Source organism: Acinetobacter faecalis (assembly GCF_034187745.1).
Lineage (GTDB): Bacteria > Pseudomonadota > Gammaproteobacteria > Pseudomonadales > Moraxellaceae > Acinetobacter > Acinetobacter faecalis.
Window position 1 is genome coordinate 33775 of the sequence record NZ_JAXHPF010000011.1, and the last position, 25549, is coordinate 59323.

27 protein-coding genes and 1 pseudogene are annotated in these 25549 nt (G+C 37.3%); 26 read left to right on the top strand and 2 right to left on the bottom strand.

Annotated features, from left to right (window positions below):
- Positions 1 to 61: 61 nt before the first annotated feature.
- The 14 genes from ilvC to der all read left to right on the top strand — a co-directional run bounded on the left by ilvC (position 62) and on the right by der (position 13683).
- Entirely contained in the window at positions 62 to 1078 is a 1017-nt protein-coding gene (ilvC, locus tag SKM54_RS11265; protein WP_154772098.1) for a ketol-acid reductoisomerase, read from the top strand.
- A gap of 71 nt (positions 1079 to 1149) precedes the next feature.
- Positions 1150 to 1995 carry a DUF2971 domain-containing protein gene (locus SKM54_RS11270; RefSeq protein WP_321095374.1) on the top strand — a complete coding sequence of 282 codons (846 nt, stop codon included), beginning with the start codon at positions 1150 to 1152 and terminating at the stop codon, positions 1993 to 1995.
- A gap of 84 nt (positions 1996 to 2079) precedes the next feature.
- Complete coding sequence (locus SKM54_RS11275; RefSeq protein ID WP_321095375.1) at positions 2080 to 3354, top strand: glycosyltransferase family 4 protein; 1275 nt, start codon at positions 2080 to 2082, stop codon at positions 3352 to 3354.
- A gap of 32 nt (positions 3355 to 3386) precedes the next feature.
- Positions 3387 to 3938 (top strand): phosphatase PAP2 family protein, encoded by a 552-nt coding sequence (locus tag SKM54_RS11280; protein WP_154772100.1) that lies wholly within the window; start codon positions 3387 to 3389, stop codon positions 3936 to 3938.
- 141 nt (positions 3939 to 4079) lie between these two features.
- Entirely contained in the window at positions 4080 to 4280 is a 201-nt protein-coding gene (iscX, locus tag SKM54_RS11285; RefSeq protein ID WP_321088457.1) for a Fe-S cluster assembly protein IscX, read from the top strand.
- A 106-nt stretch (positions 4281 to 4386) separates the two neighbouring features.
- A complete protein-coding gene (gene ndk, locus SKM54_RS11290; RefSeq protein WP_120401584.1) occupies positions 4387 to 4818 on the top strand; it encodes a nucleoside-diphosphate kinase in 432 nt (143 codons plus the stop codon).
- Positions 4819 to 4942: 124 nt separating this feature from the next.
- Positions 4943 to 6175, top strand: coding sequence for a 23S rRNA (adenine(2503)-C(2))-methyltransferase RlmN (gene rlmN, locus SKM54_RS11295; RefSeq protein WP_154772102.1), 1233 nt, complete (start codon positions 4943 to 4945; stop codon positions 6173 to 6175).
- An 18-nt stretch (positions 6176 to 6193) separates the two neighbouring features.
- Entirely contained in the window at positions 6194 to 6997 is an 804-nt protein-coding gene (gene pilW / locus SKM54_RS11300) for a type IV pilus biogenesis/stability protein PilW (protein ID WP_407061070.1), read from the top strand.
- Positions 6988 to 7782 (top strand): helix-turn-helix domain-containing protein, encoded by a 795-nt coding sequence (locus tag SKM54_RS11305; RefSeq protein ID WP_154772103.1) that lies wholly within the window; start codon positions 6988 to 6990, stop codon positions 7780 to 7782. The genes pilW and SKM54_RS11305 overlap by 10 nt, the downstream gene beginning before the upstream one ends.
- Positions 7783 to 7805: 23 nt before the next feature.
- A complete protein-coding gene (gene ispG / locus SKM54_RS11310) occupies positions 7806 to 8927 on the top strand; it encodes a flavodoxin-dependent (E)-4-hydroxy-3-methylbut-2-enyl-diphosphate synthase (RefSeq protein ID WP_321088458.1) in 1122 nt (373 codons plus the stop codon).
- Between the two features lie 3 nt (positions 8928 to 8930).
- On the top strand, positions 8931 to 10226 hold the full coding sequence (gene hisS / locus SKM54_RS11315) for a histidine--tRNA ligase (protein WP_321095376.1): 1296 nt from the start codon (positions 8931 to 8933) through the stop codon (positions 10224 to 10226).
- A gap of 30 nt (positions 10227 to 10256) precedes the next feature.
- Positions 10257 to 10958: a YfgM family protein gene (locus SKM54_RS11320; RefSeq protein ID WP_321088460.1), complete on the top strand. Its 702-nt coding sequence runs from the start codon at positions 10257 to 10259 to the stop codon at positions 10956 to 10958.
- The gene (gene bamB, locus SKM54_RS11325) at positions 10958 to 12106 is read left to right on the top strand and encodes an outer membrane protein assembly factor BamB (RefSeq protein WP_311917860.1); all 1149 of its coding nucleotides are present in this window, start codon (positions 10958 to 10960) and stop codon (positions 12104 to 12106) included. The genes SKM54_RS11320 and bamB overlap by 1 nt, the downstream gene beginning before the upstream one ends.
- Positions 12107 to 12273: 167 nt before the next feature.
- Positions 12274 to 13683: a ribosome biogenesis GTPase Der gene (der, locus tag SKM54_RS11330; protein WP_248101559.1), complete on the top strand. Its 1410-nt coding sequence runs from the start codon at positions 12274 to 12276 to the stop codon at positions 13681 to 13683.
- Positions 13684 to 13743: 60 nt separating this feature from the next.
- Here the strand turns inward: der and SKM54_RS11335 are convergent, their stop codons facing one another.
- Positions 13744 to 14517 carry an SDR family oxidoreductase gene (locus tag SKM54_RS11335; protein WP_321090088.1) on the bottom strand — a complete coding sequence of 258 codons (774 nt, stop codon included), beginning with the start codon at positions 14515 to 14517 and terminating at the stop codon, positions 13744 to 13746.
- Positions 14518 to 14609: 92 nt separating this feature from the next.
- Between SKM54_RS11335 and mazG the strand changes: the two genes are divergently transcribed.
- The 9 genes from mazG (at position 14610) to yjgA (ending at position 21273) form a co-directional block, all read left to right on the top strand.
- Positions 14610 to 15404 carry a nucleoside triphosphate pyrophosphohydrolase gene (gene mazG / locus SKM54_RS11340; RefSeq protein ID WP_321095377.1) on the top strand — a complete coding sequence of 265 codons (795 nt, stop codon included), beginning with the start codon at positions 14610 to 14612 and terminating at the stop codon, positions 15402 to 15404.
- Positions 15405 to 15423: 19 nt separating this feature from the next.
- Positions 15424 to 15816 (top strand): ComEA family DNA-binding protein, encoded by a 393-nt coding sequence (locus SKM54_RS11345; protein ID WP_321095378.1) that lies wholly within the window; start codon positions 15424 to 15426, stop codon positions 15814 to 15816.
- Positions 15817 to 15951: 135 nt separating this feature from the next.
- A complete protein-coding gene (pcnB, locus tag SKM54_RS11350; protein ID WP_321095379.1) occupies positions 15952 to 17412 on the top strand; it encodes a polynucleotide adenylyltransferase PcnB in 1461 nt (486 codons plus the stop codon).
- Positions 17409 to 17894, top strand: coding sequence for a 2-amino-4-hydroxy-6-hydroxymethyldihydropteridine diphosphokinase (gene folK, locus SKM54_RS11355; RefSeq protein WP_321095380.1), 486 nt, complete (start codon positions 17409 to 17411; stop codon positions 17892 to 17894). The genes pcnB and folK overlap by 4 nt, the downstream gene beginning before the upstream one ends.
- A 43-nt stretch (positions 17895 to 17937) precedes the next feature.
- Positions 17938 to 18747 carry a 3-methyl-2-oxobutanoate hydroxymethyltransferase gene (gene panB / locus SKM54_RS11360; protein WP_154772114.1) on the top strand — a complete coding sequence of 270 codons (810 nt, stop codon included), beginning with the start codon at positions 17938 to 17940 and terminating at the stop codon, positions 18745 to 18747.
- A 2-nt stretch (positions 18748 to 18749) separates the two neighbouring features.
- Positions 18750 to 19595: a pantoate--beta-alanine ligase gene (gene panC, locus SKM54_RS11365; protein WP_321095381.1), complete on the top strand. Its 846-nt coding sequence runs from the start codon at positions 18750 to 18752 to the stop codon at positions 19593 to 19595.
- Positions 19596 to 19619: 24 nt separating this feature from the next.
- On the top strand, positions 19620 to 20471 hold the full coding sequence (gene rapZ, locus SKM54_RS11370; protein WP_321095382.1) for an RNase adapter RapZ: 852 nt from the start codon (positions 19620 to 19622) through the stop codon (positions 20469 to 20471).
- A complete protein-coding gene (locus SKM54_RS11375) occupies positions 20468 to 20737 on the top strand; it encodes an HPr family phosphocarrier protein (RefSeq protein ID WP_154772117.1) in 270 nt (89 codons plus the stop codon). The genes rapZ and SKM54_RS11375 overlap by 4 nt, the downstream gene beginning before the upstream one ends.
- Before the next feature lie 2 nt (positions 20738 to 20739).
- Positions 20740 to 21273: a ribosome biogenesis factor YjgA gene (gene yjgA / locus SKM54_RS11380; RefSeq protein ID WP_171501209.1), complete on the top strand. Its 534-nt coding sequence runs from the start codon at positions 20740 to 20742 to the stop codon at positions 21271 to 21273.
- A 231-nt stretch (positions 21274 to 21504) separates the two neighbouring features.
- Here the strand turns inward: yjgA and SKM54_RS11385 are convergent.
- A pseudogene (locus SKM54_RS11385) lies at positions 21505 to 21600 on the bottom strand (hypothetical protein); the annotation flags it as partial.
- A gap of 486 nt (positions 21601 to 22086) precedes the next feature.
- Here SKM54_RS11385 and SKM54_RS11390 point away from each other — a divergent pair.
- From SKM54_RS11390 to thrS, 3 genes are all read left to right on the top strand, one after another.
- Entirely contained in the window at positions 22087 to 22440 is a 354-nt protein-coding gene (locus SKM54_RS11390; protein WP_321095383.1) for a glycosyltransferase family 39 protein, read from the top strand.
- A 357-nt stretch (positions 22441 to 22797) separates the two neighbouring features.
- Positions 22798 to 23400, top strand: a complete 603-nt coding sequence (locus tag SKM54_RS11395; protein ID WP_321095384.1) for a ChbG/HpnK family deacetylase — start codon at positions 22798 to 22800, stop codon at positions 23398 to 23400.
- A 223-nt stretch (positions 23401 to 23623) separates the two neighbouring features.
- Positions 23624 to 25546 carry a threonine--tRNA ligase gene (thrS, locus tag SKM54_RS11400; protein ID WP_311917852.1) on the top strand — a complete coding sequence of 641 codons (1923 nt, stop codon included), beginning with the start codon at positions 23624 to 23626 and terminating at the stop codon, positions 25544 to 25546.
- Positions 25547 to 25549: the final 3 nt, after the last annotated feature.

Genomic DNA, 25549 nt, shown 5'->3' on the forward strand with positions numbered 1-25549 from the left:
TGAATACAAAAAATCGCAAGGTTTAGTTAAAGGAAACACAAGCATTTTAGCGGAGACAGCAATGCAAATTTTTTACGATAAAGACTGTGATTTATCTATTATCCAATCTAAAAAAGTAGCGATCATTGGTTACGGTTCACAAGGTCACGCTCACGCGCTTAACCTTAAAGATTCTGGCGTTGACGTAACTGTTGGTCTACGTGCGAACTCTACTTCTTGGAAAAAAGCTGAAAATTCAGGTCTTAAAGTTGCTGAAGTTGCTGCTGCTGTAGCGCAAGCTGACGTAGTTATGATTTTAACTCCAGATGAATTCCAATCTTCACTTTATCGTGACGAAATTGAGCCAAACATCAAGCAAGGTGCTACTTTAGCATTTGCTCACGGTTTCTCTGTTCTTTACAACCAAGTTGTTCCACGTAAAGACCTTGACGTAATCATGGTTGCTCCAAAAGCACCAGGTCACACAGTACGTTCAGAATACCAACGTGGTTCAGGTGTTCCTGACTTAATCGCGATTCACCAAGATGCTTCTGGTAATGCACGTAACGTTGCACTTTCTTACGCTTCAGGTGTTGGTGGTGGTCGTACTGGTATCATCGAAACTTCTTTCCGTGAAGAAACTGAAACTGACCTTTTTGGTGAGCAAGCGGTTCTTTGTGGTGGTGCTGTTGAATTGGTTAAAATGGGCTTCGAAACTCTTGTTGAAGCTGGTTATGCACCAGAAATGGCTTACTTCGAATGCTTACATGAGCTTAAATTGATTGTTGACTTAATGTTCGAAGGCGGTATTGCGGACATGAACTACTCAGTTTCTAACAACGCTGAATATGGCGAATATGTAACTGGTACTGAAGTAATTAACGAACAATCTCGTGAAGCTATGCGCAATGCGCTTAAACGTATTCAATCTGGCGAATACGCGAAAATGTTCATTAACGAAGGTGCTTTAAACTATCCTTCTATGACTGCTCGTCGTCGTCAAAATGCTGCTCACGGTATTGAAGTAACTGGTAACAAGTTACGTGCGATGATGCCTTGGATTCAAGCAAACAAAATTGTTGATAAAGAAAAGAACTAAGTTCTTTATTTAGCTGATTTTTATGCTATAAAAAGCCCTGCGTAAGCGGGGTTTTTTTATGGATAAGAATTATGGTTTTGTATAAATACGTAGGTTTTGAAGCAGGATTAAAAATATTAAAAACAAATACTTTAGGTTTTTCGCATTTAGAAGACTTTAATGATCCTTTTGAAGCAACAGCTTTGGCTTTAGTTGAAGATAATATTCCTATTTCTGTACAAACAGGAGCTATCAGAAATAGGTTGTCGAGAAAATATGCTGTTTTATCTTTAACTCGTGCACCTTTAAATCCACTCATGTGGTCTCATTACGCTGATAGCTATAAGGGAATTGTCATTGGTATAGATACAAAATTAGCAGGCTTAGATGATTCTAAAAACTTTGTAATTCCATCAAGTAGAGGGGAGGTTATTTATCTTAATACGCCTCCTAGGCAGTCGCATAGTATCGATGCAGAAACTTTGATGTCTATTGGGGATTACTCGATATTTAATTGGAATAATTTTGAGGAATTTTTAAAACATGCTTTCTTGTATAAATCATTATGTTGGTCATATGAAGAGGAAGTTCGCATAGTAAAAAATATAAGTGTAGCTCCTTTTGGTTATCACTTTTCAAGGATTACTGATGCAGTAATCGATAATCAATCTTGGAAAAGGGTACAGTTACCTACTCGCCCAATTTATACATTGGAACTGCCAAAAGAGTCATTTGTAGAAGTATATGTTGGTAAGAATGCATATATTGATCAAAAAAGGAAGCAGGAGCTAAATGGAATAGTTGTGAACCATCAGGTTGATAATTTTGAAAAATTGAAAGAGATTTGCTCTGGTAGAAATATTCCACTAAATGTGGTCAGCGTTGATTTAGAAAGTTGGTCACTAAAAAGTAAGCAAATTGATTTAAGTGGAAATTAGGCTTTGAACTTTAAGCCATCATCAAACTGTCACACATTTTATCTATGCTCATAAAAACGACATAAAGCATAGATAGGTGAGGCAATGACAACAATAGATGCAGCCTTATTAAAACAATCCATAAATTTTGAAAAAAATCACTTCCAGTTTAAAAAGAAAGAACACATTTCTATTACGCATTCATTTTTGGAAGACTTGGTTCGTCCACGCTTAAGAATCGCAATTGTCACAGAAACATGGCCACCAGAAATAAACGGTGTAGCGCTGTCACTTTTACAACTGTGTAAAGGCTTACAAAAGCAAGGCCATAAAATACTACTCATTAGACCTGAACAAAAAAAATCATGCGAAGACTTTCAACCAAATAAAGAATGCTTGGTAAAAGCACAAAGTATTCCTAAATATCCACATTTGCAATTTGGTTGGCCGCAACTCAATAAAGTGTCTCAAGCAATAGATAGTTTTGCGCCAAACGTGGTGCATATTGTGACGGAAGGTCCTTTGGGTTTTAGTGCATTACGCGTAGCAAAAGCCAAGAAGCTTCCTATTTCAAGCGGCTTTCATTCATCATTTCAAGACTTCAGTCGATTTTTTGATTTAGCATTTTTACTCAAACCAATTCAGCATTATTTACGTTGGTTTCATAACAATACTAATGTCACGTGTGTACCAAGTTTAGACACGGAAAAAGCCTTAAGAGAATTTGGTGTGAAATGCCCTTTGGTTATTGTAGGGCGTGGCGTAGATACCATTCGATTCTCACCTGAGTTTAGATCGGAAGTGCTTCGTGCAAAATGGGGCGCAGATAATAAAACACGAGTATTACTTTGTGTGGGACGTTTATCTCCTGAAAAAGAAACTGAAGTTGCTATTCATGCATTTCAAAGCATGAAAAAGACCGAGAAATATCCATCTAAATTGGTGATTGTAGGCGATGGACCAGATAGATTAAGGCTCGAAACTCTTTGTAATTGTAATGATGTGATTTTCATGGGGAGTTTAAGCGGAAGACGACTTTCAGAAGCTTATGCAAGTGCAGATGTATTTGTTTTTCCAAGCCAAATGGAAACCTTTGGAAATGTTGTGCTTGAGGCGCTTGCAAGTGGTTTACCTGTAGTTGCATACGATTATGCTTGTGCACATTTACACGTTACACATGGATCAATGGGTTGGTTGCCTACACTAGGAAAATCGGTCGACTTCTTTAAATACCTACAAGACCTTCCTTCTAGAAAAGAGCTAGAAGAAATGGGGAAATGTGCAAGAAATAATGTGAAAAATATTGGTTGGAATCATCCTGTTCAACAGTTTGAGCAGGCTTTGTATGCAGTAGTTAAGGAGACGCAAATGACGTCCTAAACTTTTAAGCACAAGCTTAATGGAGAAATAAAATGAATTTTAAAAACGTAAAAATTAGAATGTTAGATTTAGATTTAAAAGGTTGTTTGTATCTTAATCAATTTTCCCATGAACAAAATATCGCATATTTTTTTAAAATAATTAGCAAACTTGGCGATGGTGTTTTTTGGTATGTCATGCTTTTTGCTGTATGGATTTTGCAAGGTATTCAATACAGTGTTCAAATGTTGTATTTGATGCTTGGTGGATCTGTTGGAACAGGTATTTATAAAGTTCTAAAAAGTAAAACAGTGCGTCCTAGACCGTATCAAGTTCATCAGGTGATTCGTTTAGGTGAAAGACCGCTCGATCATTTTAGTTTTCCATCGGGTCATACCTTACATGCAGTTATGGCAACCACAATTTTTGGATATATTCAACCTGTTTTACTTATGCTGATGTTGCCATTTACAGTTTTGGTTGCACTTTCAAGAATGGTTTTAGGTTTGCATTATCCGAGTGATGTTGCGGTTGGAGCATTAATAGGTGCTACGGTTGCAAGTGTAATTATTTCATTGGCACCATTTGTAGGATTAATAATTTAATAAATAATATATTGGTAAAGATTATTTATCTTCAATATAAAGGGTAAAAATGTTGCTAAAGAAGAATAAAGTGATGAAAGCATCTACTGATATTTAGTTTTTTTGATAAAATAAAGAATATTTTGCGCATTAGGAAAACCCATGGGTTTACGTTGGACAGATACCATAGACATCGCTATTGAGCTTTACGAAGCGCATCCAGATGTCGATCCACAATGGATACGTTTTACAGATTTACATGCTTGGGTATGTGCATTACCAGAATTTAGTGATGACCCGACAAAATCTACAGAAGGTTTGTTAGAAGCTATTCAAATGGCTTGGATTGACGAAGCGAGCTGATTTTCACATTAAAAATCAAATTATTTACATATCAAAAGCGGAAAAAAGCGCATTATTCGGTATAATGCGCAAAATTTCGTGTCTACATTGACCTAAGGAGCCTATCATGGCTATTGAACGTACATTATCTATCGTTAAACCAGATGCAGTTGCTAAAAACCACATTGGTGACATCTTTGCTCGTTTCGAGAAAGCTGGTCTTCAAATCGTTGCAACTAAAATGAAACATTTGACTCAAGCTGAAGCTGAAGGCTTCTACGCTGAGCACAAAGAACGTGGTTTCTTTGCTGACTTAGTTGCTTTCATGACTTCTGGTCCAGTTGTTGTTTCAGTTCTTGAAGGCGAAAACGCTGTTCTTGCTCACCGTGACATCCTTGGCGCGACTAACCCTAAAGAAGCTGCTGCTGGTACTATCCGTGCAGACTTCGCTGTAAGCATCGACGAAAATGCTGCTCACGGTTCTGACTCTGTAGCATCTGCTGATCGTGAAGTTAACTACTTCTTCGCTCAAACTGAGATTGCTCCACGTACTCGTTAATTCGCAGTATTCAAACCAGATAAGTGTTATTATACTTATCTGGTTTTTTTATTCCTTTAAGAAAACAATTTGCTCGCATATTGAGCTTCTCCTTTCATCTTTAGATATAGCTTAGGTAAAACACATGAGTACTGAAGTAGTCGCTACATCAGCAATTTCTGATGCACAGCCACAATCTCCATCCGCTCCAACACAGAAGTCTGTGGAGAAAGTGAATTTACTAGGCTTATCACGTCCGCAAATGGAAAAATTCTTCGAAGAAATTGGAGAAAAGAAATTCCGTGCAGGACAGGTGATGAAGTGGATTCACCAATTTTTTGTTACAGATTTTGCAGAAATGACCAATATTTCTGGAAAATTGCGTGAGAAATTGGAAAAAATTTGTGTGATTGAAGCGCCAGAAGTTGTTCATAAAAACTATTCTAAAGATGGCACGCGTAAATGGGTTTTTCGTGTAGGTGATGGCGAAGGTTCTTTAGTTGAAACCGTGCTTATTCCTGCAGATGATAAAACAGGTGCACGTAAAACATTGTGTATTTCATCTCAAGTGGGATGTGCGCTAGATTGTTCATTCTGTTCTACAGGCAAACAAGGTTTTCAGCGTGACTTAAACCAAGCAGAAATTATTGGTCAGCTTTGGATGGCAAACTATTCTTATATGGAAGATGTGCCAGTTCTTGAGCGTGAACGTTCTGTGACAAATGTCGTAATGATGGGCATGGGCGAACCACTCCTTAACTACGATGCTGTACTAAATTCAATGCGTATTATGCTTGATGATTTTGCATACGGCATGTCTAAGCGTCGCGTGACTTTGTCTACTTCGGGTGTGGTGCCAAAAATTGATCAAATGGTGAAAGATATTGATGTTGCGCTCGCAATTTCACTTCATGCTCCAAATGACGAATTACGTAACGAACTTGTACCAATTAATAAAAAATATCCATTAGAGCAACTTATTGCTGCATGTCAGCGTTATATTGCTAAAGATGGCAATGAAAGTTCACGTAAGCACGTTACGATTGAATATGTTATGTTAGATGGCGTGAATGATAGTTTGACGCACGCGCAAGAAATGATTAAGTTATTGAAAAACTTACCAAGTAAAATTAACTTAATTCCATTTAATCCATTCCCGCATGCGCCTTATGGCCGTTCAAGCAGAAATAAAATTATTTCTTTCCAAAAAGCTTTGTCTGATGCAGGATTTGTGTGTACGATTCGTCAGACACGTGGTGATGACATTGATGCGGCATGTGGTCAATTGGTTGGGCAAGTTGCAGACCGAACACGCCGTGCAGAACAGTGGAAAAAGAAAGTTGCAGCGCAAAACGAAATTATACGCTCGCAAGGATAACGAAACAGGGGAAAACAATTGCGTAAACCTAATCTGAAAATATTCATCTCATCATTTATTGTGGGTGCTACTTTTTTAGTTGTGGGTTGTCAGACAGTATCTGATCGCAAGGTTGATCCTGAAAAAGCAGTTCAAGCAAGAACGCAGTTGGCTGCTGAATATATTCGAACTGGCGACTTTGATGCAGCAAAACGTGAATTAGACCAAGCCATGCAGGTTAATCCACGTAATGCACTTGTAAATATGATGATGGGTGTGTTGTTGCAACGGGAAGGTAGTCAGCTCAATATGGAAAAAGCTGATCGCTACTTTAAAGCAGCCATTTCAGCAGATCCTAAAAATGCACAAGCTCGTAACAACTATGGTACTTATTTGTATCAAGCTGGTCGTTATAATGAAGCATTAACGCACTTAGAGATTGCAGGTGCAACATTAGGTTATGATCAGCGTTATACTGCATTTGAAAGTGCGGGACGTATTTATTTAAAGCTAAATGATGTTAATAAGGCTGAAAATAGCTTTAATCAAGCTTTAAAAATTAGCCGTAACTCATATATCTCAATGGTCGAATTGGCTGAGATATATTATTTAAGACAAGATATTCCTGCTGCGACTAGACTTTATGAAAATTCTGTCAGTTTAGCTGGACAAAATAATCAAAATGCACGTGCTTTGTGGGTGGGTATTCGACTTGCACGCGCAAATGGTAATCCTATGCAAACACAGGTTCTTGTGAATCAATTACGTGCTTTGTATCCGGATAGTCCAGAATACCAACGCTATTTGCAATTACAGTACAGTACTGAGGTCGTATGGAAGTAAATCCTAATTCACAGCAACCGACAGGTTCAACTGCCACAACAAATGCATTAGGAAATGTACAGCGTCCAGGTGAGTACCTACGTCAAATTCGTCTGAATCAAAAAAAAGAACTTTCAGATGTTGCGGCTGAACTAAAGATCTCAGTAAAAACTTTAACGGCTTTAGAAAAAGATGAATATACGTCTTTACCTGAAGCGACGTTTATTAAAGGCTATTACCGTACGTATGCAAAATTTTTGAATGTTGATGCAACCGCAGTTATTCAACGTTTTGATGAAATTTATACCAATGATACGGGCTTACTTCCAAACCACGCTTTAAATAATTCACCTATTAAATTTATGGGTAAATTGCCTGGTTCTAATAGCGAACGCAATCGTAAATGGTTAAAACGTTTTGCATTGCTTGTTGTGATTGTTGTTGTTATTTGGGGTTTAATAGCAACAATTCAGAATTTCACAAAATCTAATGATTCAGAAAAAGCAGAATTAAGTTCATCGCAACAGTCAGATGTTCAAGTTTTAACAATGAATGATTCTGCTGTTATTTCAGGTGATCAACTGGTATTAAAATTTAGCCGTCCTACATCGGTACATATTGTTGATTCAACGAACAAAGTACTTGCGACAGGTCGTCAATCATCAGAACTTACACTTCATGGTGAAACACCATTCCAAATTCGCTTGGATGATGCATCGGCAGTATCTTTAAGTCTTAATAATGAAGATATTTCATTGTCTCCATATACCGTAAACGGCAAAGCAGAATTCCGTTTATCACGTTAATGGATTGAGAGTAGAGCGAAATAATGATTGTAAACCCAATTAAACGCCGTCCAACTCGTAAAATTAGAGTGGGTTCTGTGTATGTTGGTGGTGATGCACCAATTAGCATCCAAAGTATGACCAATACAGAAACATGTGATGTAGATGCAACAGTTGCACAAATTCAACGTTGTGTTGATGTTGGTGCAGATATTATGCGCGTATCTGTTCCATCTATGGAAGCAGCGGCAGCATTTGGTGAAATTCGCAAACGTGTAACTGTACCTTTGGTTGCGGATATTCATTTCGATTATAAAATTGCACTTGCTGTAGCCGATTATGGCGCAGATTGCTTACGTATTAACCCAGGGAATATTGGTTCTGAAGCCAAAATTCGTGAAGTGGTTGCTGCTGCACGTCATAACGATATTTCTATGCGTATTGGTGTGAATGCTGGTTCACTCGAAAAAGATATTCAAAAGAAATATGGCGAGCCAACAGGTGAAGCGTTGCTTGAATCTGCAATGCGTCATATTGATATTTTAGATCGTTTAGATTTTCACGAATTTAAAGTATCAGTAAAAGCATCGAATGTGTTTTTAACCATGGATGCTTACCGTTTATTGTCAGCTCAAATTGATAATCCTATGCACTTAGGTGTAACTGAGGCAGGGATTTATCGTACGGGTTCAGTGAAGTCGGCAATTGCCTTAGGTGGTTTGTTGATGGACGGTATAGGCGATACGATGCGTATTTCCTTGGCTGCTGAACCTGAAGAAGAAATTAAAATTGGTTTTGATATTTTAAAATCTTTAGGGCTTCGTTCAAACGGGATTAACTTTATTGCTTGTCCAAGTTGTTCGCGCCAAGAATTTAATGTTATTAAAGTGATGCAATCGCTTGAAGAGCGTTTAGAAGATATTCGTACACCAATGGATGTTTCGGTCATTGGATGTAAAGTGAATGGCCCAGGCGAAGCTAAAGAAGCCGATATTGGTATTGTAGGTGCAGCACCTCGTTCTTTGGTTTATCGTAATGGTGAAAAGAGTCATTTAATCGATACCAACCAATTGGTTGATGAAATCGAAAGTATGGTTCGTCAACGTGTTGTCGAGCTTGAAGAAGCAAAATCTAAAGAGATTATTCGCACAAGTTTTTCTGAGTAGATCATGAGTTCAATTGTAGCAATTAAAGGTTTTAATGATATTCTGCCAACGCAAACACCTGCTTGGAGACGTCTAGAGCAACATTTGTCAGCTTTGATGGATGCTTACGGTTATCAACAAATCCGTTTGCCTATTGTTGAGCAAACAAATTTGTTCAAGCGCTCAATTGGTGATGCGACTGATATCGTAGAAAAAGAAATGTACACCTTTTTTGATAAAGGCAATCCACCTGAGTCTTTGACTTTACGTCCTGAAGGTACAGCAGGTTGTGTACGTGCAATGCTTGAACATAACTTACTTCGTGGTGCTACACCGCGTGTTTGGTATGTCGGACCGATGTTCCGTTACGAAAAACCACAAAAAGGTCGTTATCGTCAGTTCCATCAATTTGGTGTGGAAACTTTTGGTGTTGCAACACCAGATCAAGATGCTGAACTTATTTTAATGACTGCACGTTTGTGGAAACGAATGGGCGTGGCAGATAAGGTTCAACTTGAACTGAATACGTTAGGTGAGTCTGACGAACGTGCTGCATATCGTGCAGCATTGGTTGAATTCTTAGAATCTCATAAAACAGATTTAGATGAAGATTCACAACGTCGCTTGCTTACAAACCCGTTACGTATTCTTGATTCTAAGGATGCAAAAACACAAGCAATTTTAGAAAATGCACCAAAACTTCACGACTTTATGGGTGAAGAAACTTTGGCTCATTTCAACCAATTACAACAATATTTGACAGAAGCTGGCGTAAGCTTTGTTATCAATCAAAAATTGGTACGTGGTTTAGACTATTACAACAAAACTGTATTTGAATGGACAACAACACATTTAGGTTCACAAGGAACTGTATGTGCTGGTGGTCGTTATGATGGTTTAGTTGGTCAACTCAAAGGTAAAGCGGATCAAACTGTACCTGCAGTTGGTTTTGCGATGGGTATGGAGCGTTTATTGCTTCTTCTTGAGCAAATAGAAGACAATACACCTGTACGTGATTGTGAAGTATTCTTATTGGCAGATCCTGCATATCAAGGTAAAGCACTTGTACTTGCAGAAAGCATTCGCAACCAATTGGAAAGCTTAGCAAGTCCTATTCGTTTCAAGGTGGGTTCACAAGGTTCTATGAAGAGCCAAATGAAAAAAGCCGATCAGTCTGGTGCTATTTTCGCGTTAATTTTAGGTGAACGTGAATGGGATGCTCAGATCGTTAATGTTAAAGAGTTAGCAACAGCAGAACAGACTGAAGTTGCAATTAATGAAATCGTCCCTTTCATTATTGAAAAACTTTCTTCAAAATAAGCCAAAAAATACGAGGAATAAGGTAATCACATGAGCGCATTAAGTGAAGAAGAACAACTTGATAGTTTAAAATCTTTTACTAAGAAATATGGTTCTGCCATGATTAGTGGGGTTTTAATTGCGTTGATTGCCTTTTTCGGTTGGCAATGGTGGCAAAAAAAGACTTTGGCTGAAAATCAAATGAATACAGCCAAAGTTCAACAATTAATGGATGATGCTGCAAATGCAGAATCTAATCCAAATGCATTTAATGATTTAGTTGCTACGGCTGACAAAATTGTAAAAGATGCACCAGATTCAGCTCAAGCAATTCAAGTTCAATTGCTTATGGCTAAACTTGCATATGACAAGTCTGATTATGCAGGTGCTGAAAAAGCATTAAAGAAAGTTGAAAATTCAAAAGTAAAAGACGAAGGTTTAGTTTCAATTTTGAAACTTCGTTTGGGTTATGCTCAACTTGCACAAAACAAATATGATGAAGCTTTAAAAACATTTAATTTGGTAACAGAGCCAACATTTAAAGCGGTTGTAGAAGAAGCGCGTGGCGACGTATATGTTGCTAAAAAAGATATTGAAAATGCGAAAAAATCATATCAAAGTGCGTGGAATGAGTTATTAGAACAGAAACAAGATCGTCAAATTTTACAAATTAAACTCGAAAGCGTTGGCGTTTTAGTAGAAGATGCAGATATAGAACGCCCAATATTAGACACTCAAGTGGATGAGACTTAATGAGCAGAAATAATAAAATACCTTTAGTACTGACAGTTTTAGCACTTGCGTTGGCTGGATGTTCTGGCAATAAAGTAAAAGTTGAAGAAGTAAAACCAAATCCTCTTCCGAAAATTACACAAACAACAAGTCTTGTTCCTGTGTTTTCGCAAAGCGTTTCTGCAACTTCTGAAAAAGATCCATTACGTTTACAACTTGATGTAGCTGATGGTGTTATTTTTGCTGTTGATCCTAAGGGTAGTGTAACTGCTTATCGTGGCAAACAGAAAGTTTGGCAAAAACAAGTCACTAAACAAGGCTTAACTGCTGGTGTTGAAGCTGGTGAAGGCATTGTTGTTGTTGGTAATGAAAAAGGTGAGCTTTTTGCTTTAGATCAGGCAACTGGCGAGCAAAAGTGGGCTGTAAATATTTCAAGTGCTATTTTAGCGCCATCTTTGGTTATTTCTAATCGTGTGATTACTGTTGCAAACGATGGTACTGTTTACGCGCATAGTGTAGAAAATGGTCAACAATTTTGGACTTATGACTTACCAAGCCAGCAGTTAAGCTTACGCGGTACAGCATCTCCAGTTGAAATTGATCCACGTACAGTTTTAATTGCATCTTCAAATGCTTATATTTATGCATTAGATGTTTTAACGGGTACACCACGTTTGCAACGCCGTGTTGCTGTAAGCGATGGTCGTTCAGATATTGAAAAATTAAATGACATTGATGGTGATCCTGTTGTTGTAGGTCAATTTGTTGTAACGACAAGCTATCAAGGTCAAGTAACAGTATTAGATTTAGCTTCACAACAAGTTGTTTGGAGTGAAGATTCAAGTAGTACAAAGCGTCCTGAAGTTGTAGGTAATGGCGTATTTGTTGCATCTACCGATGGTAAATTGACAGCTTACGAAATTACAACAGGTCATAAATTATGGGAGAATGCTAGTTTACTGAATCGTAAACTCAGTAATCCTGTAATTCTAGGTTCTCAATTGGTTGTAGGTGATCTAGACGGTTATTTACATATCATTGATCCACAATCTGGACAGTTAATTGGTCGCTCAAAAACAAGTGGTGAAGTACGTTCATTACGCGTAATTGACAACCAACTTTATGCATCTACTCAAAAGGGTGCGTTGACAGTTTGGCAGAATCGTTAATTTTTTCTTCGCTTATGCTAAACTAAGCGAATATCCGTATTTTTTAACGCGGGGTGATTGAAAATTCAATGCCCCGTGTTTTTATTTAGATTATTCATCTATTTTTCTTCCAAGTTTCTGATGTTCAGGCCACTCAAACTGGCTGATCTTGTTTTAAAGGTTAATCTATGAAACCCGTAATTGCGCTCATTGGTCGTCCGAACGTCGGAAAATCAACGCTGTTTAATCAGATAACCAAGAGTCGTGACGCATTAGTTGCAGACTTTGCAGGTCTTACACGTGACCGCAAATATGGCGATGCTGTGTTCCAAAATAAATCTTTCATTGTTGTTGATACTGGGGGTATTGGCGAGAATGAAGGCGGTATTGATTCATACATGGCAGAACAGTCAAAGACTGCAATTAATGAAGCCGATATTATTGTATTTGTTGTAGATGCTCGCGCAGGTTTACTTGCTTCTGATGAGCAAATTGCACGTGAACTTCGTACTTTAGGTAAAAAAGTTTATTTAGTTGCAAACAAAGTAGATGGCGTACATGCCGAAGCTGCTTTAGTTGAATTCTTTAAGTTAGGCATGGGCGAACCAATGCAAGTGGCAGCAAGTCACGGGCGTGGTGTTCAGCAAATGCTTGAAGATGTACTTGCAGAAGTTCCTGAAGATGAGTCTGTTGAAGAACACGACAAAAATACAGGTCTACGTTTAGCAATTATTGGCCGTCCTAACGTAGGTAAATCTACACTAGTAAATCGCTTATTAGGTGAAGAACGTGTTGTTGCATTTGACCAACCAGGTACAACGCGTGACTCGATTTACATTCCTTTTGAACGTGATGGTCGTAAATACACATTAATTGACACAGCAGGCGTACGTCGTAAAGGTAAAGTGGATGAAATGATTGAGAAATTCTCAATTGTAAAAACACTTCAAGCGATGAAAGACGCTCATGTTGTTGTGGTTGTTGTTGATGCGCGTGACGGTATTGTTGAGCAAGATTTACATTTAATTGGCTATGCTTTAGAAGCGGGTCGTGCCATGGTTATTGCGATTAATAAATGGGACAACATGTCTGATTATGATCGTAAGCAATGTAAATTAGATGTTGATCGTCGCTTTGACTTCATTCCTTGGGCTAAAATTCATTTAATTTCTGCGTTACATGGTACTGGTGTGGGTGACTTATATCCTTCAATCCACCGTGCATATGATTCATCACACTTGAAAGTATCACCTGCAAAAATCACACAAATTTTGCAAGATGCGACAGAAGCTCATGCGCCACCAATGGTTCAAGGTCGTCGTATCAAAATGCGTTATGCACATATTGGTGGTCAAAACCCACCTACAATTGTTGTGCATGGTAACAAAGTTGATAAAACACCTGCGGATTATCGTCGTTACTTAGAAAACGTATTCCGTAAAGTGTACAAGCTTGAAGGTACGCCAGTACGTATTGAATTTAAAACTTCAGAAAACCCATTTGAAGGTCGTAAGACTGTTATGGATGAACGTGTTGCAGCGCGTAAGCGTCGTTATGTTCAGAAGTTTAAGAAAGCAGAGAAGAAATTTAAACGTTAATTTCTGCAGGCTAAACGTATAAAAAAGCCGACATGATGTCGGCTTTTTTAGCTTAAATAGTTATTTTCGCTTAGCTAAATATGCATTAGAAAGACGATTAATAAATTGAGGTGTTAAACCAGAAAGCTTAAATAAAAGTTTAGATTTAAAACCTACGCCTTGGTGCGTAGAGGTGAAAATAGAATCTTTAACTTGCGATCGTCTATAAATTTCTTGTGCTACATCTTCCGCTGTTAAATGAACACCCATATTTTGAATAGTGCCTGCATCCATATCTTTAACCATTGCAGTTTGTACAAATAAAGGCATTACATCTAAAACGCGAATTCCATATTTTTGCCATTCAATGTCTAAACCTTCGGTAATACCACGAACTGCAAATTTACTTGCAGAATATGAAATTAAATCGGGTTGACCATAAATAGCAGAAGCCGAAGACAAATTAATAACACGAGCAAATGATGCTTTTTTTAGGTAGGGAAGTGCAGCATGGCAGCCATTAATAACACCATTTACATTAATATTAATCGTGCGATGATGAGCTTCAATATCTGTATCTTCAAAAGTTCCTGAATACAAAATACCTGCATTATTCACAAGAATATTAATTTGACCTGCCCAAGCATTAAACTCAGCTAAAGCACTTTGCCATTGAGCATAATTAGAAACATCTAGTAATCCTGCTTTTGCATGTTCACCTAAATTATTTGCAAGTTGTTGTGCTTTTTCAGTGTTTAAATCATAGATGCCAACCTTATAACCTTGCTTGTAGAATAAAGTTGCAACGGCTGCACCAATTCCTTGTGCTGCACCACTAATAAAGATACTGTTCATTTACTTCTCCTTGTATTGCTTTAATTATTTGAATTTTCATTTAACTTGAGCATATCAAAAAATAAGCAAAATCGTATAGTCAGAGTGTTTTTATGGAACAATTATTGAAAATCATGCAACAGTTACGTGCTGAATGCCCTTGGGATCAAGCACAAACACCTGAAACTCTTACAAAATATGCGATTGAAGAAGCTTATGAGGTTGAAGCTGCTATACGTTCAGGTCAGGTAAATGATGTAAAAGATGAACTAGGTGATTTACTACTTCAAGTGGTTTTTCAATCTCAAATGTACAGCGAGAAAGGATTGTTTGATTTTAATGATGTTGTTGAAGCAATTAGTCAAAAGCTAATTCGTAGACATCCTCATGTATTTCAAAAAGAGAAATTTGCCAATTTAAGTCCTGAAGATGTTTCTGAGTTGTGGAAGCAAATTAAACAAGAAGAAAAGAAAGATAAACCTAAGCATCGTTTAGACAATTTGAAACATGGTCCAGCATTACAACAAGCACATGAAATTCAAAAAAATGCGGCACAAATAGGTTTTGATTTTTCAAATGTGCAAGATGCTTATGGAAAGTTAGAAGAAGAGCTTGAAGAGTTTAAACAAGCGATGCGAGCAAATAATTCCGATGAAATACTCGATGAATTTGGTGATTGCTTGTTCTCATTGGTCAATGTTGGACGTAAACTTGGTGTTTCGAGTGAAATGGCACTACTAAGTACCATTCATAAATTTAGATCTCGTTTTGCTTTTATTGAAGATCAAGCTGCTATTCAAAATAAGAACATAGAAAATATGTCTTTAGAAGAAATGGATGAACTTTGGGAGCAAGCGAAAGTTTATTTAAAACATCAGGTTCAAAATGACAATAAAAAAGAAGAGTAAAATTTTTAAAACGTTATGTATGGTTTTGTTTTTTGGTTCTGTTTCAAATTTGGCACTTGCACAAAGTGCCTATGAACAAAAATATTCGCAATGGAAAGCTGAGCAAGCACAACAAGATCAGCGTTTAAAGAATAGAGCAGATACGAATTCCAATCATTATTTATCAAGACCAAGTACATCTACAGCAAGCTCATCCACATCAAGTGGATCAAATAGTAGTTCTAAAGTTCGGTTAAATTCTGCAAATATTGAGCAGCTTATGCAGCTAAATGGCGTAGGAAAAAAGAAAGCGGAAGCAATTATTGAGTATCGTAATAAAAATGGTAAGTTCAATTCTGTAGATGATTTTATGAAAATTAAAGGGATTGGTCCTGCATTATTCAATAAAAACAAAGCTAAATTGGCTTTATAAACAAATATAAATATATGAAATGATGTCTGAATGGTATATCAAGAAATTGATAATCAAATTGCCCTTTGATGGTGTAAGAGATATCATTAGCGACATCTTATATATTTTACGTTCAGACGTAGGAGACAGCGTCTTTTGCAAACTTTGCGCGCGTCAAAATGTGGTTTATCAACCGCTCAATTGCCTGCTTACATTTTAGATGTTATTGATGCTTTAACAAAAGCAGGTTATGAAGCCTATATCGTAGGTGGTGGTGTACGTGACTTAATGTTGGGGCTAAATCCGAAAGATTTTGATGCCGTTACCAACGCGACACCAGCACAAGTTAAAGAAGTTTTTGGTCGTCGTTGCCGTATTATTGGTCGACGCTTTGAGCTTGCTCATGTGTATTCTGGTCGTGAATTGGTCGAAGTTGCGACTTTCCGTGCTCCGCCTAAAAAAGAAGTCACTTCTGCGGCAGGCATGATTTTACGTGATAATAATTGGGGAACCATCGAAGAAGATTTTGCTCGTCGAGATTTTTCAATTAATGCAATGTACTATCAGCCACGTAAGGGCATTGTTCTCGATTTTTGTAATGCAGTTGAAGATATAAATAATAAAACATTACGTTTATTGGGCGATCCGAAAACTCGATTTGAAGAAGATCCTGTACGTATGTTACGTACATTGCGTTTTGCAGCCAAATTAAACTTCAAGATTGCCAATGAAATTTTAGAAGTATTCACGCCTGAGTTAACAAACTTATTACGTGATGTTTCTCCGCATCGTTTATATGATGAATCTCAAAAATTATTCACTATGGGGCACTTAAATCGTGTGCTTCCAATGTTGATTGATTTTGGAATTTGGCAGCAGTTGTTTGCGGAAATTAATCCGAAAGTAACCACGTTTATTGAAAGAGCTGCTAAAAATACAGATCAACGTATTTCTATTGGTAAAACCATCAACCCTGCATTTTTCTATGCGGTGTTGTTGTGGGAACTATTCTTAAAGCGTAGCGAAGGTTATTTGGCAAAAGGTGTAACGCCTGCTGAGGCGCGTGCACAAGCGGGTTTAGATGTACTTAAACGTCAAGGTACACGTACTATTATTCCGCGTTTTGCTGAAACATTTATTCGTGAAGTTTGGGAAATGCAAACACGGTTGTTAAATCCAAAACCACAGCAAATTGCAGCATTGTCTAATCATGCACGTTTCCGTGCAGGTTTCGACTTTTTGCTTTTACGTGAAAAATCAGGCGATACCAATACTCAAGGTATGGGCATGTGGTGGGATAGCTACCAAAACATGACGTCTGATGAAAAAGAACGTGCGATTGGTCAATATAACCGTCAACGTGCGAAAAATCGTCGTAAAGCTGTTACACAAGATGATGTTGTTGATACACGTGCGCAGGTTCAAGCTGAAATTGAACCTTTAGTGAATGAGCCTGAGACACGCAATCGTAGAACACGTAAGCCTAGACAGCATCAAGAAAATAGAACTTCAGTTGCTTCTACAGTAAAAGGTGAAATTGGTGCAGATCATCCAATTTTAAAACGCCGTCGTGTAAAACGTGATTTAGCAGAAGTTGTATTTGGACCAACTCAATGAGTGTAGTGACTTATATTGGTTTGGGTAGCAATTTAGGTGATTCTCGTCAAATTTTGACAGAAGCTGTGCAAAATCTTGCGACTTTAGGGCAAGTGAAAACATCTAAGCTGTATGAAAGTCCACCAATGGGCCCTCAAGATCAGCCAAATTATTTAAATGCTGTAGTGCGTTTAGAAACAGATTTGGAGCCTTTGGCTTTATTAGATGAATTGCAACGCTTTGAAAATGAGTCTGGTCGTGTGCGTTTACGCCGTTGGGGTGAACGTACACTCGATTTAGATTTACTTATTTATGGTCAAGAAAGCATTCAAAATGAGCGTTTAACTGTGCCTCATATAGGCATACTTGAGCGTGATTTTGTGGTAATACCATTGTTAGATTTAGATGCAGAAATGCAACTAAAGGGACAAGTCTTAAAGAGTCTGCCTATTTTAGAACATCCAACTGTTACAGTTTTGGATAATGAAGCCTGGGCACATTGATCATTTAACACATGATCTATGCATTTTTTAGAGGAATATCTTCATGATTAGTCTCAGCGACTTAAAAAAAATTAAAGCCGAAGGACGTAAGTTTTCTTGCCTAACTTGTTACGATGCAAGCATGGCGAAAGCTATGGAAATTGCTGAAATTGATAGTATTTTAATTGGTGATTCTTTAGGAATGACTGTTCAAGGGCGCGATTCTACGCTTCCTGTGACAATTGAAGATATGGCATACCACACGGCTGCTGTACGTCGTGGAAATAATCATTCATTTATTATGACTGATTTACCTTTTATGACTTATGCCACTTTAAATGATGCCTTAGTCAATGCAAAAACAGTGATGCAAGCTGGCGCACAAATGGTAAAAGTTGAAGGCGGTGCGTGGTTAAGCGAAACAGTTGAAGTGCTTACACGTAATGGTATTCCTGTATGTGTGCATTTAGGTTTAACACCACAATCAGTTCATGTATTTGGTGGTTATAAGCTACAAGCACGTACACGAGAAGCAGCAGATAAGCTGATTGCAGATTGTCGTGCTGTTGTTGAAGCTGGTGCTGCATTGCTGTTGCTTGAATGTGTTCCCGCACAATTAGGTAAAGAAATTACTGAACTGTTCCCAGAAATTCCTGTCATTGGAATTGGGGCAGGTCATGAAACCGATGGACAAGTTCTTGTTGTGCAAGACATGTTGGGTTTAACGTTCGGTCGTGTTGCAAAATTTGTTCGTAATTTTATGAAAGAACAGTCAGGTGAAACTGCCATTTTAGATGCTTTTAAAGCGTATCACGCTGCGGTAAAAGATGGTTCGTTCCCAGCACCTGAACAAACTTTCCAAGTAGAGCTGTAAATATGAAAATTGAATCCACTATCCAAGGTCTATCTGAATCGCTTAAAACAGCTCGAACGAATCAGAAAATAATTGGTTTAGTTCCTACAATGGGGAACTTACACCAAGGACATTTAAATCTTGTTCGTGAAGCACGTAAAAAATGCGATATCGTTGTTGTTAGTATTTTTGTGAATCCAATTCAATTTGGACCAAACGAAGATTACGATAGCTATCCACGTACTTTAGAGCAAGATAGTAAACTTTTGGAAGAAGTGGGTTGTGATTATATTTTCGCCCCAACTGTTGAGCAAATGTATGGCAATCAACCACGTTTAACCAATATTTCTGTAAGCGGAATTACAGCAGATTTATGCGGTTTACAACGTCCAGGCCATTTCGATGGTGTAGCTGTCGTTGTAACGAAACTATTCAACATTGTACGTCCTGAAATTGCGTTCTTTGGTGAAAAAGATTTCCAACAACTTGCTGTTATTCGTCAGTTTGTACGTGATTTAAATATGCCAATTGAAATTACGGGTGTGCCAATTGCACGTGCGGAAGATGGTTTGGCGTTAAGTTCACGTAATGGTTATTTATCTGAAGAACACCGTAAAACTGCACCAATTATTCATCAAAGTTTAAAAATTGCAGAGCAAGATTTACAACAAGGTAAAAAACTGGCTGATGTTTTGGCAAATATTGCATCTACATTAATGCAAGCAGGTTTTGTTGTAGATTATGTTGAGGCTCGTACGCCAGAACTTCAGAAAATTGAAGAATTTAATCAAAATATCGTGCTTTTTATTGCGGCAAAAATTGGTACAACACGTTTAATTGATAATTTACAGGTTCAGCATAACGCATAACTTGCTTTTAAAGGACAGCATGCCATGAAGCGTATATTGATCGTTACAGGACAATCGGGTTCAGGAAAGTCATCTGCATTACAGGTGCTTGAAGATTTAGGTTATTACTGTATAGACAACTTACCGCTGGCATTGCTTCCTGAAATTGTTGCGAAATTAGATAGTGAAAATAATTTAGAACAGCTTGCTTTAGGTGTAGATGTTCGAAGTACTCGTGCAGATTTGCAAGAGTTTGATTTGGTGTTTGAGCAACTGCAAAAACATGGCTCAGTAGATGTCATTTTCTTAACAACGCAAGATCAACAACTTATTGCAAGATTTAGCTCTTCACGTCGTCCGCATCCGTTGTCGAATCGTTTTAATAGTTTGACTGAATGTATTGAACAAGAAAAAACATTACTTATTCCTATTCAGTTCCGTGCAACTATTCAAATAGACACGACAGATAAAAGCGTACACGATTTAAAACATATGCTGTTGTCTAGACTTGGGCAAACTGATAACTTAATTGTAATTTTACAATCTTTTGGTTATAAGCATGGTATACCTCTAGATGCGGACTATATTTTTGACATGCGACATTTGCCCAATCCACATTGGGAATTAGAGTTGCGGAAATATTCGGGTCTAGATGAACCAGTCCAAAATTTCTTGGAAGCTAGTAGTCAAACGATTGAAATGTTTCAAGATGTTTATAAATTTTTAGAAAAATGGTTGCCTGCTTTTGCCGAAGGTCATCGTCATTACATCACGATTTCAATTGGTTGTACGGGTGGGCAGCATCGTTCAGTTTATATTGTGGATAGACTCAAAAAAGCTCTTGAGGCAAAATGGTCTATTCAGGTTTTACATAGAGAAATGAAGCACTGGTCATGATTGACACAACTGTTGACGTAATTAATAAACTAGGGTTACATGCGCGTGCGTCTGGAAAACTCATCGAAGTTACTACTAAATTTCGTTCATCTATCCAAATAGGAAAAGGTGATAAACTAGTAGACGCAAAAAATATTATGTCCTTACTTATGCTTGGTGCAGGTAAGGGCACAACTCTACGCTTGGTGATTGAAGGAGCAGATGAAGAAAAAGCTTTATCTGAAATTCAGGCACTATTTGCAGCAAAATTTTACGAGGCAGATTAATCGTGGCACGTCGCACACAACGTTTTACTGAAGAAGATTTTGATTCTTTAGAAGGGCGTGCAAGTAAAACCGAACAAAAGAAAGCAGTTCAACGTATGGCTGCTTTAGGTGAACAATTAGCAGAGTTAAGTGCTAAACAAATTAAAAACCTTCCTGTGGAAGAACGTTTAATTGAAGCATTGGAAGATGTAAAGCTCATTACTTCTGGTGAGGCCCGTCGTCGTCAATTTCTACGTATTGGTAAATTACTACGTAATGAAGATGAAACAGTTATTCTTTCTTACTTAACGCCAAAACAAGGTGCTAAAAAAACTGCACAGTTAAATCGTTGGGTAGATCGTATGGTTGTTCAGGGCGATCCAGCAATCAAAGAGTTTATGAAAGCGCATAATGCGGCGGAACATCATCCTATTCGTCAGCATGTTTTACGTATCAATCGTGATATTACAAAAAAAGCGTCTGAAGATGAAATTGCTGCATCTAAGTTGAAATTATTTAACTACATTCAACAAGTAGCGCTTATTTCGGATAACTAATTATTTAGTTGTTTTCTATGTAAAAAAGCGACCTGATTGGGTCGCTTTTTTATTGGTTATCTATAAGGTTTTAATTTAATTAAATTCTGCAACCGAACGTTCTTTTGCCCACTCACGTAATACAAATTTTTGTAGTTTACCTGTCGAAGTTTTAGGTGTTTTGGTAAGGATTTTTTAGGATTTTCTGTTATGCCAAATGTCTATTTTTGTTGATTATATCCTATTCATTTTAGGGTAAATATAAGTAACGCGTTCTAAATAACGTAAAGGTGAAAGTGCAACAAAATTTGCAGGTGTTCGAGGCAATTGATCGTATGTGCTAACCATTTTTTACTCCATGTAATTTATTTATTTTTCCTTTTCTTGAAGATCTGTATTTTTAGATATTTTGTCCTTTATTCTTTGGTCGAGTATGAAAATTAAACACAATAAATTTAACAAGTAATAAAATAATAGGATTAAAAAGAAATAAGATCAGATAATTATGTAAAGTTTATTTATATTTGTCTGTTTTGTGTTCATGAGCTTGTGTAATACGCGCTAAAAAAATAGTAGCAATATTATATGATGTTGAAAAAAAGTTCATTTTGATTTTGGTGGGGTATTTTATATTTTGGGCGATTGTTCCACCGCTATTATCATCAAGTTTCCCGTTGGATGTTCCAGAGGGTATTTATTGGGGAAAAGAATTACAGCTTGGTTATTATAAACTTCCTCCATTTTCGTCATGGGTGCTGTACGGTTTTTATACTGTATTTGGTTCCTTTGGTCCTTATCTTCTTAGTCAAATTTGTATTGCGCTTACGGCATTTTTTGGATTTTTTAATCGGAAAAAATATTGTTTCTGAAGAGAAAGCTTTTTATTTGGGAATCTTTATTTTCGCTATTTTTTATTACACATGGTCATCACTTGACTTCAACCATAATATTGCCCAAATGCCAATTTGGGCTGGGCTCATTTACCTATTTTATTTGGCGCTGAATAAGAATACTTGGACAACTTGGTTGTTATTTGGGCTTGTGACGGGCATTCGTATGTTAACTAAATACTCAGTCGCAATTTTGGTATTTTCAATTGTTTTATTTGCATTCTTAATAGCATTTGCTTTTGGGTTTACAGGTCATTTCAATTTTACATTCAACTCAAATGGGCAAAAAAGTGAATAGAAATCCAAGCTTGCAAAATGGTTTGTGAGTTCAGTTTTTTGTTTTGCCTTAAATCAAGCCATTTTTGTGACAGGAATTTATATTTTTGGTAAGCCTTACTATATTTTTATTTGGATTATTGTGACATTCTTAGTCACGGTTTGCACATTTCTTCTTGCTAAATTTTGGGCATTTAAGGGAAAAGATCATTCATGAAAAACATCATTATTAATGTGGATGATTTAGGTTTTTCACATGCTGTAAATCAAGCTATCATTGATCTTGCAGAAAAGAATTCAAGCAACAAGTTTTATGAGCTTAGGTGAAATTCATCAAGACGAAGTTAAAGCGTTGTAAAGCTATCATATAGATATTGGTTTGCATTTTGATTTAACAGGTTTATCTGGTGTTGGTGCTTTAAAAGATATTTTGTTGAAAGTATATTTGGGGAAGTTTCAACCGAATGAATTACAAAGTATTATTCAACAACAACTCGATTGCTTTGAGCAAAAAATAGGACAACAGCCCGATTTTATCGATGGTCATCAACATGTGCATCAATTTCCACAAGTTCGCGATACTTTGCTTGATTGCTTAGTACAACGCTACGATCATAAAATTCCTATTAGAACGAAAACCTATCAAACAGATTTAAAAGCGAAAATTATTTATTTTTTAGGTGGTTATAAGTTAAGACAAAAGCTGATTCAACAGCAGTGGTCACATAATCCATCATTTGCAGGAATTTATAGTTTTAATACAGATTTAACAGGCTTAAAAACATTATGGGAAGGTTGGCTTAAACAGGCCTCCAATAATAGTGTGATTATGTGCCATTCTGCTCGAATAGACCGAAACTGGACAGATGAGATATACGCAGCACGCTGTATTGAATATGAATGGCTACTTAGTGATGAGTTTTTAGCGCTTTGGGATCAATATGCTTGCCGAGCACAATCTTGGAAAAATTTAGGCGAATAAATTTTTATAGTGAAACTTGAATAAATACAGTCAGTCAAAATTATGTTGATACAGGATTCATTGACTTAAAAAGGCATTAACGGTTTATTAAAATGGCTAAGAGGTGTAAAATTCTAGCTGATTTTTATTTATCCACCGTTTTTATATTTTGAGGGTTTCCCTCGATCATAATCTCGCGGTGATATGCTCCATTGTGCGGGGCATCACTCCTTAAGGATTTTTTATGCCTATTATTACTTTGCCAAATGGCGATCAAAAACAATTTGATCATGCTGTTTCTGTTATGGATGTTGCATTAAGTATTGGTCCCGGTTTGGCAAAAAATACAGTTGCTGGCCGTGTAAATGACCGTCTTGTAGATGCAAGCGACTTAATTACAGAAGATGCAACACTACAAATTATTACGCCTAAAGATGAAGCTGGTGTAGAAATTATTCGCCATTCTTGCGCACATTTAGTAGGTCATGCTGTTAAGCAACTTTTCCCAGAAGCTAAAATGGTTATTGGCCCTGTTATTGAAGACGGTTTCTACTACGATATCTTCAGTGCAAAACCATTTACTTTAGATGACTTAGCTGCAATCGAAGAGCGTATGAAAAAGCTCATCGATCAAGATTACGATGTTGTTAAAAAAATGACACCGCGTGATGAAGTCATTGCAGAGTTCACTAAACGTGGTGAAGACTATAAATTACGCTTGATTGCAGACATGCCTGAAGAAACAGAAATGGGCTTGTACTACCATCAAGATTATTTGGATATGTGCCGTGGTCCGCATGTACCAAATACAAAATTTTTAAAATCATTCAAGCTTACTAAAATGTCAGGTGCATACTGGCGTGGTGATGCAAAAAATGAACAATTACAACGTATTTACGGTACAGCTTGGGCAGATAAAAAACAGCTTGCAGCTTATGTAAAACGTATTGAAGAAGCAGAAAAACGCGATCATCGTAGAATTGGTAAAGCTTTAGATTTATTCCATATGCAAGAAGAAGCACCGGGTATGGTGTTCTGGCATCCAAATGGTTGGACAATTTACCAAGTATTAGAACAGTACATGCGTAAAGTTCAACAAGACAACGGTTATGAAGAAATTCGTACACCACAAGTTGTTGATTTCACGCTTTGGGAAAAATCGGGGCATGCTGCAAACTATGCTGATGGCATGTTTACAACGCATTCTGAAAACCGTAACTATGCAATTAAACCAATGAACTGTCCTTGTCATGTACAAGTGTTCAATCAAGGTTTAAAATCGTACCGTGATTTACCAGTGCGTTTAGCAGAATTTGGTTCATGTCACCGTAACGAACCATCAGGTTCATTACACGGTATTATGCGTGTACGTGGTTTCACACAAGATGACGCACACATTTTCTGTACTAAAGAACAAATTGGTACTGAAGTTGCAGACTTTATTAAACTCACTTTAGATGTCTATAAAGATTTTGGCTTCGAAGAAGTACAAATGAAACTTTCAACACGTCCTGAAAAACGTGTAGGTGATGACAAACTTTGGGATATGGCTGAAAAATCTTTAGCAGATGCTTTAGATGCAGCAGGTCTTGAATGGGATCTTCAACCAGGTGAAGGTGCATTCTACGGTCCGAAAATTGAATTCTCATTAAAAGATTGCTTAGGTCGTATCTGGCAATGCGGTACAATACAATGTGATTTTAACTTACCAGAACGTTTAGATGCATCTTATGTGACTGAAGATAACGATCGAGATCAACCAGTTATGTTGCATCGTGCAATTCTTGGTAGTTTTGAACGTTTTATTGGTATACTAATTGAACACTACGCAGGATTTATGCCACCATGGTTGGCACCAGTTCAAGCGTGTGTGATGAATATTACAGATTCACAAGCAGTTGCGAGTGAGTCAGTCGTCGCAAAACTTAAAGAAAACGGTATTCGAGCTATTTCAGACTTGAGAAATGAGAAAATCGGCTTTAAGATTCGTGAACGTACATTAGAGCGTATTCCTTACTTATTGGTTCTAGGTGACCGCGAAGTAGAGGAAGGTACAGTAAACGTCCGTACTCGCTCGGGAACAAATTTGGGTACTATGTCTATCGATGCTTTCGTTGACTTAGTAAAAGCAGCCGTAGCCGAACGCGGCCGGTACATTGTGGAGTAACAG

Excerpts from the sequence above, each read along its gene's own strand:
- ilvC (WP_154772098.1), top strand. The coding sequence starts at position 62 with ATGCAAATTTTTTACGATAAAGACTGTGATTTATCTATTATCCAATCT.
- SKM54_RS11270 (WP_321095374.1), top strand. The coding sequence starts at position 1,150 with ATGGTTTTGTATAAATACGTAGGTTTTGAAGCAGGATTAAAAATATTA.
- SKM54_RS11275 (WP_321095375.1), top strand. The coding sequence starts at position 2,080 with ATGACAACAATAGATGCAGCCTTATTAAAACAATCCATAAATTTTGAA.
- SKM54_RS11280 (WP_154772100.1), top strand. The coding sequence starts at position 3,387 with ATGAATTTTAAAAACGTAAAAATTAGAATGTTAGATTTAGATTTAAAA.
- iscX (WP_321088457.1), top strand. The coding sequence starts at position 4,080 with ATGGGTTTACGTTGGACAGATACCATAGACATCGCTATTGAGCTTTAC.
- ndk (WP_120401584.1), top strand. The coding sequence starts at position 4,387 with ATGGCTATTGAACGTACATTATCTATCGTTAAACCAGATGCAGTTGCT.
- rlmN (WP_154772102.1), top strand. The coding sequence starts at position 4,943 with ATGAGTACTGAAGTAGTCGCTACATCAGCAATTTCTGATGCACAGCCA.
- SKM54_RS11305 (WP_154772103.1), top strand. The coding sequence starts at position 6,988 with ATGGAAGTAAATCCTAATTCACAGCAACCGACAGGTTCAACTGCCACA.
- ispG (WP_321088458.1), top strand. The coding sequence starts at position 7,806 with ATGATTGTAAACCCAATTAAACGCCGTCCAACTCGTAAAATTAGAGTG.
- hisS (WP_321095376.1), top strand. The coding sequence starts at position 8,931 with ATGAGTTCAATTGTAGCAATTAAAGGTTTTAATGATATTCTGCCAACG.
- SKM54_RS11320 (WP_321088460.1), top strand. The coding sequence starts at position 10,257 with ATGAGCGCATTAAGTGAAGAAGAACAACTTGATAGTTTAAAATCTTTT.
- bamB (WP_311917860.1), top strand. The coding sequence starts at position 10,958 with ATGAGCAGAAATAATAAAATACCTTTAGTACTGACAGTTTTAGCACTT.
- der (WP_248101559.1), top strand. The coding sequence starts at position 12,274 with ATGAAACCCGTAATTGCGCTCATTGGTCGTCCGAACGTCGGAAAATCA.
- SKM54_RS11335 (WP_321090088.1), bottom strand. The coding sequence starts at position 14,517 with ATGAACAGTATCTTTATTAGTGGTGCAGCACAAGGAATTGGTGCAGCC.
- mazG (WP_321095377.1), top strand. The coding sequence starts at position 14,610 with ATGGAACAATTATTGAAAATCATGCAACAGTTACGTGCTGAATGCCCT.
- SKM54_RS11345 (WP_321095378.1), top strand. The coding sequence starts at position 15,424 with ATGGTTTTGTTTTTTGGTTCTGTTTCAAATTTGGCACTTGCACAAAGT.
- folK (WP_321095380.1), top strand. The coding sequence starts at position 17,409 with ATGAGTGTAGTGACTTATATTGGTTTGGGTAGCAATTTAGGTGATTCT.
- panB (WP_154772114.1), top strand. The coding sequence starts at position 17,938 with ATGATTAGTCTCAGCGACTTAAAAAAAATTAAAGCCGAAGGACGTAAG.
- panC (WP_321095381.1), top strand. The coding sequence starts at position 18,750 with ATGAAAATTGAATCCACTATCCAAGGTCTATCTGAATCGCTTAAAACA.
- rapZ (WP_321095382.1), top strand. The coding sequence starts at position 19,620 with ATGAAGCGTATATTGATCGTTACAGGACAATCGGGTTCAGGAAAGTCA.
- SKM54_RS11375 (WP_154772117.1), top strand. The coding sequence starts at position 20,468 with ATGATTGACACAACTGTTGACGTAATTAATAAACTAGGGTTACATGCG.
- thrS (WP_311917852.1), top strand. The coding sequence starts at position 23,624 with ATGCCTATTATTACTTTGCCAAATGGCGATCAAAAACAATTTGATCAT.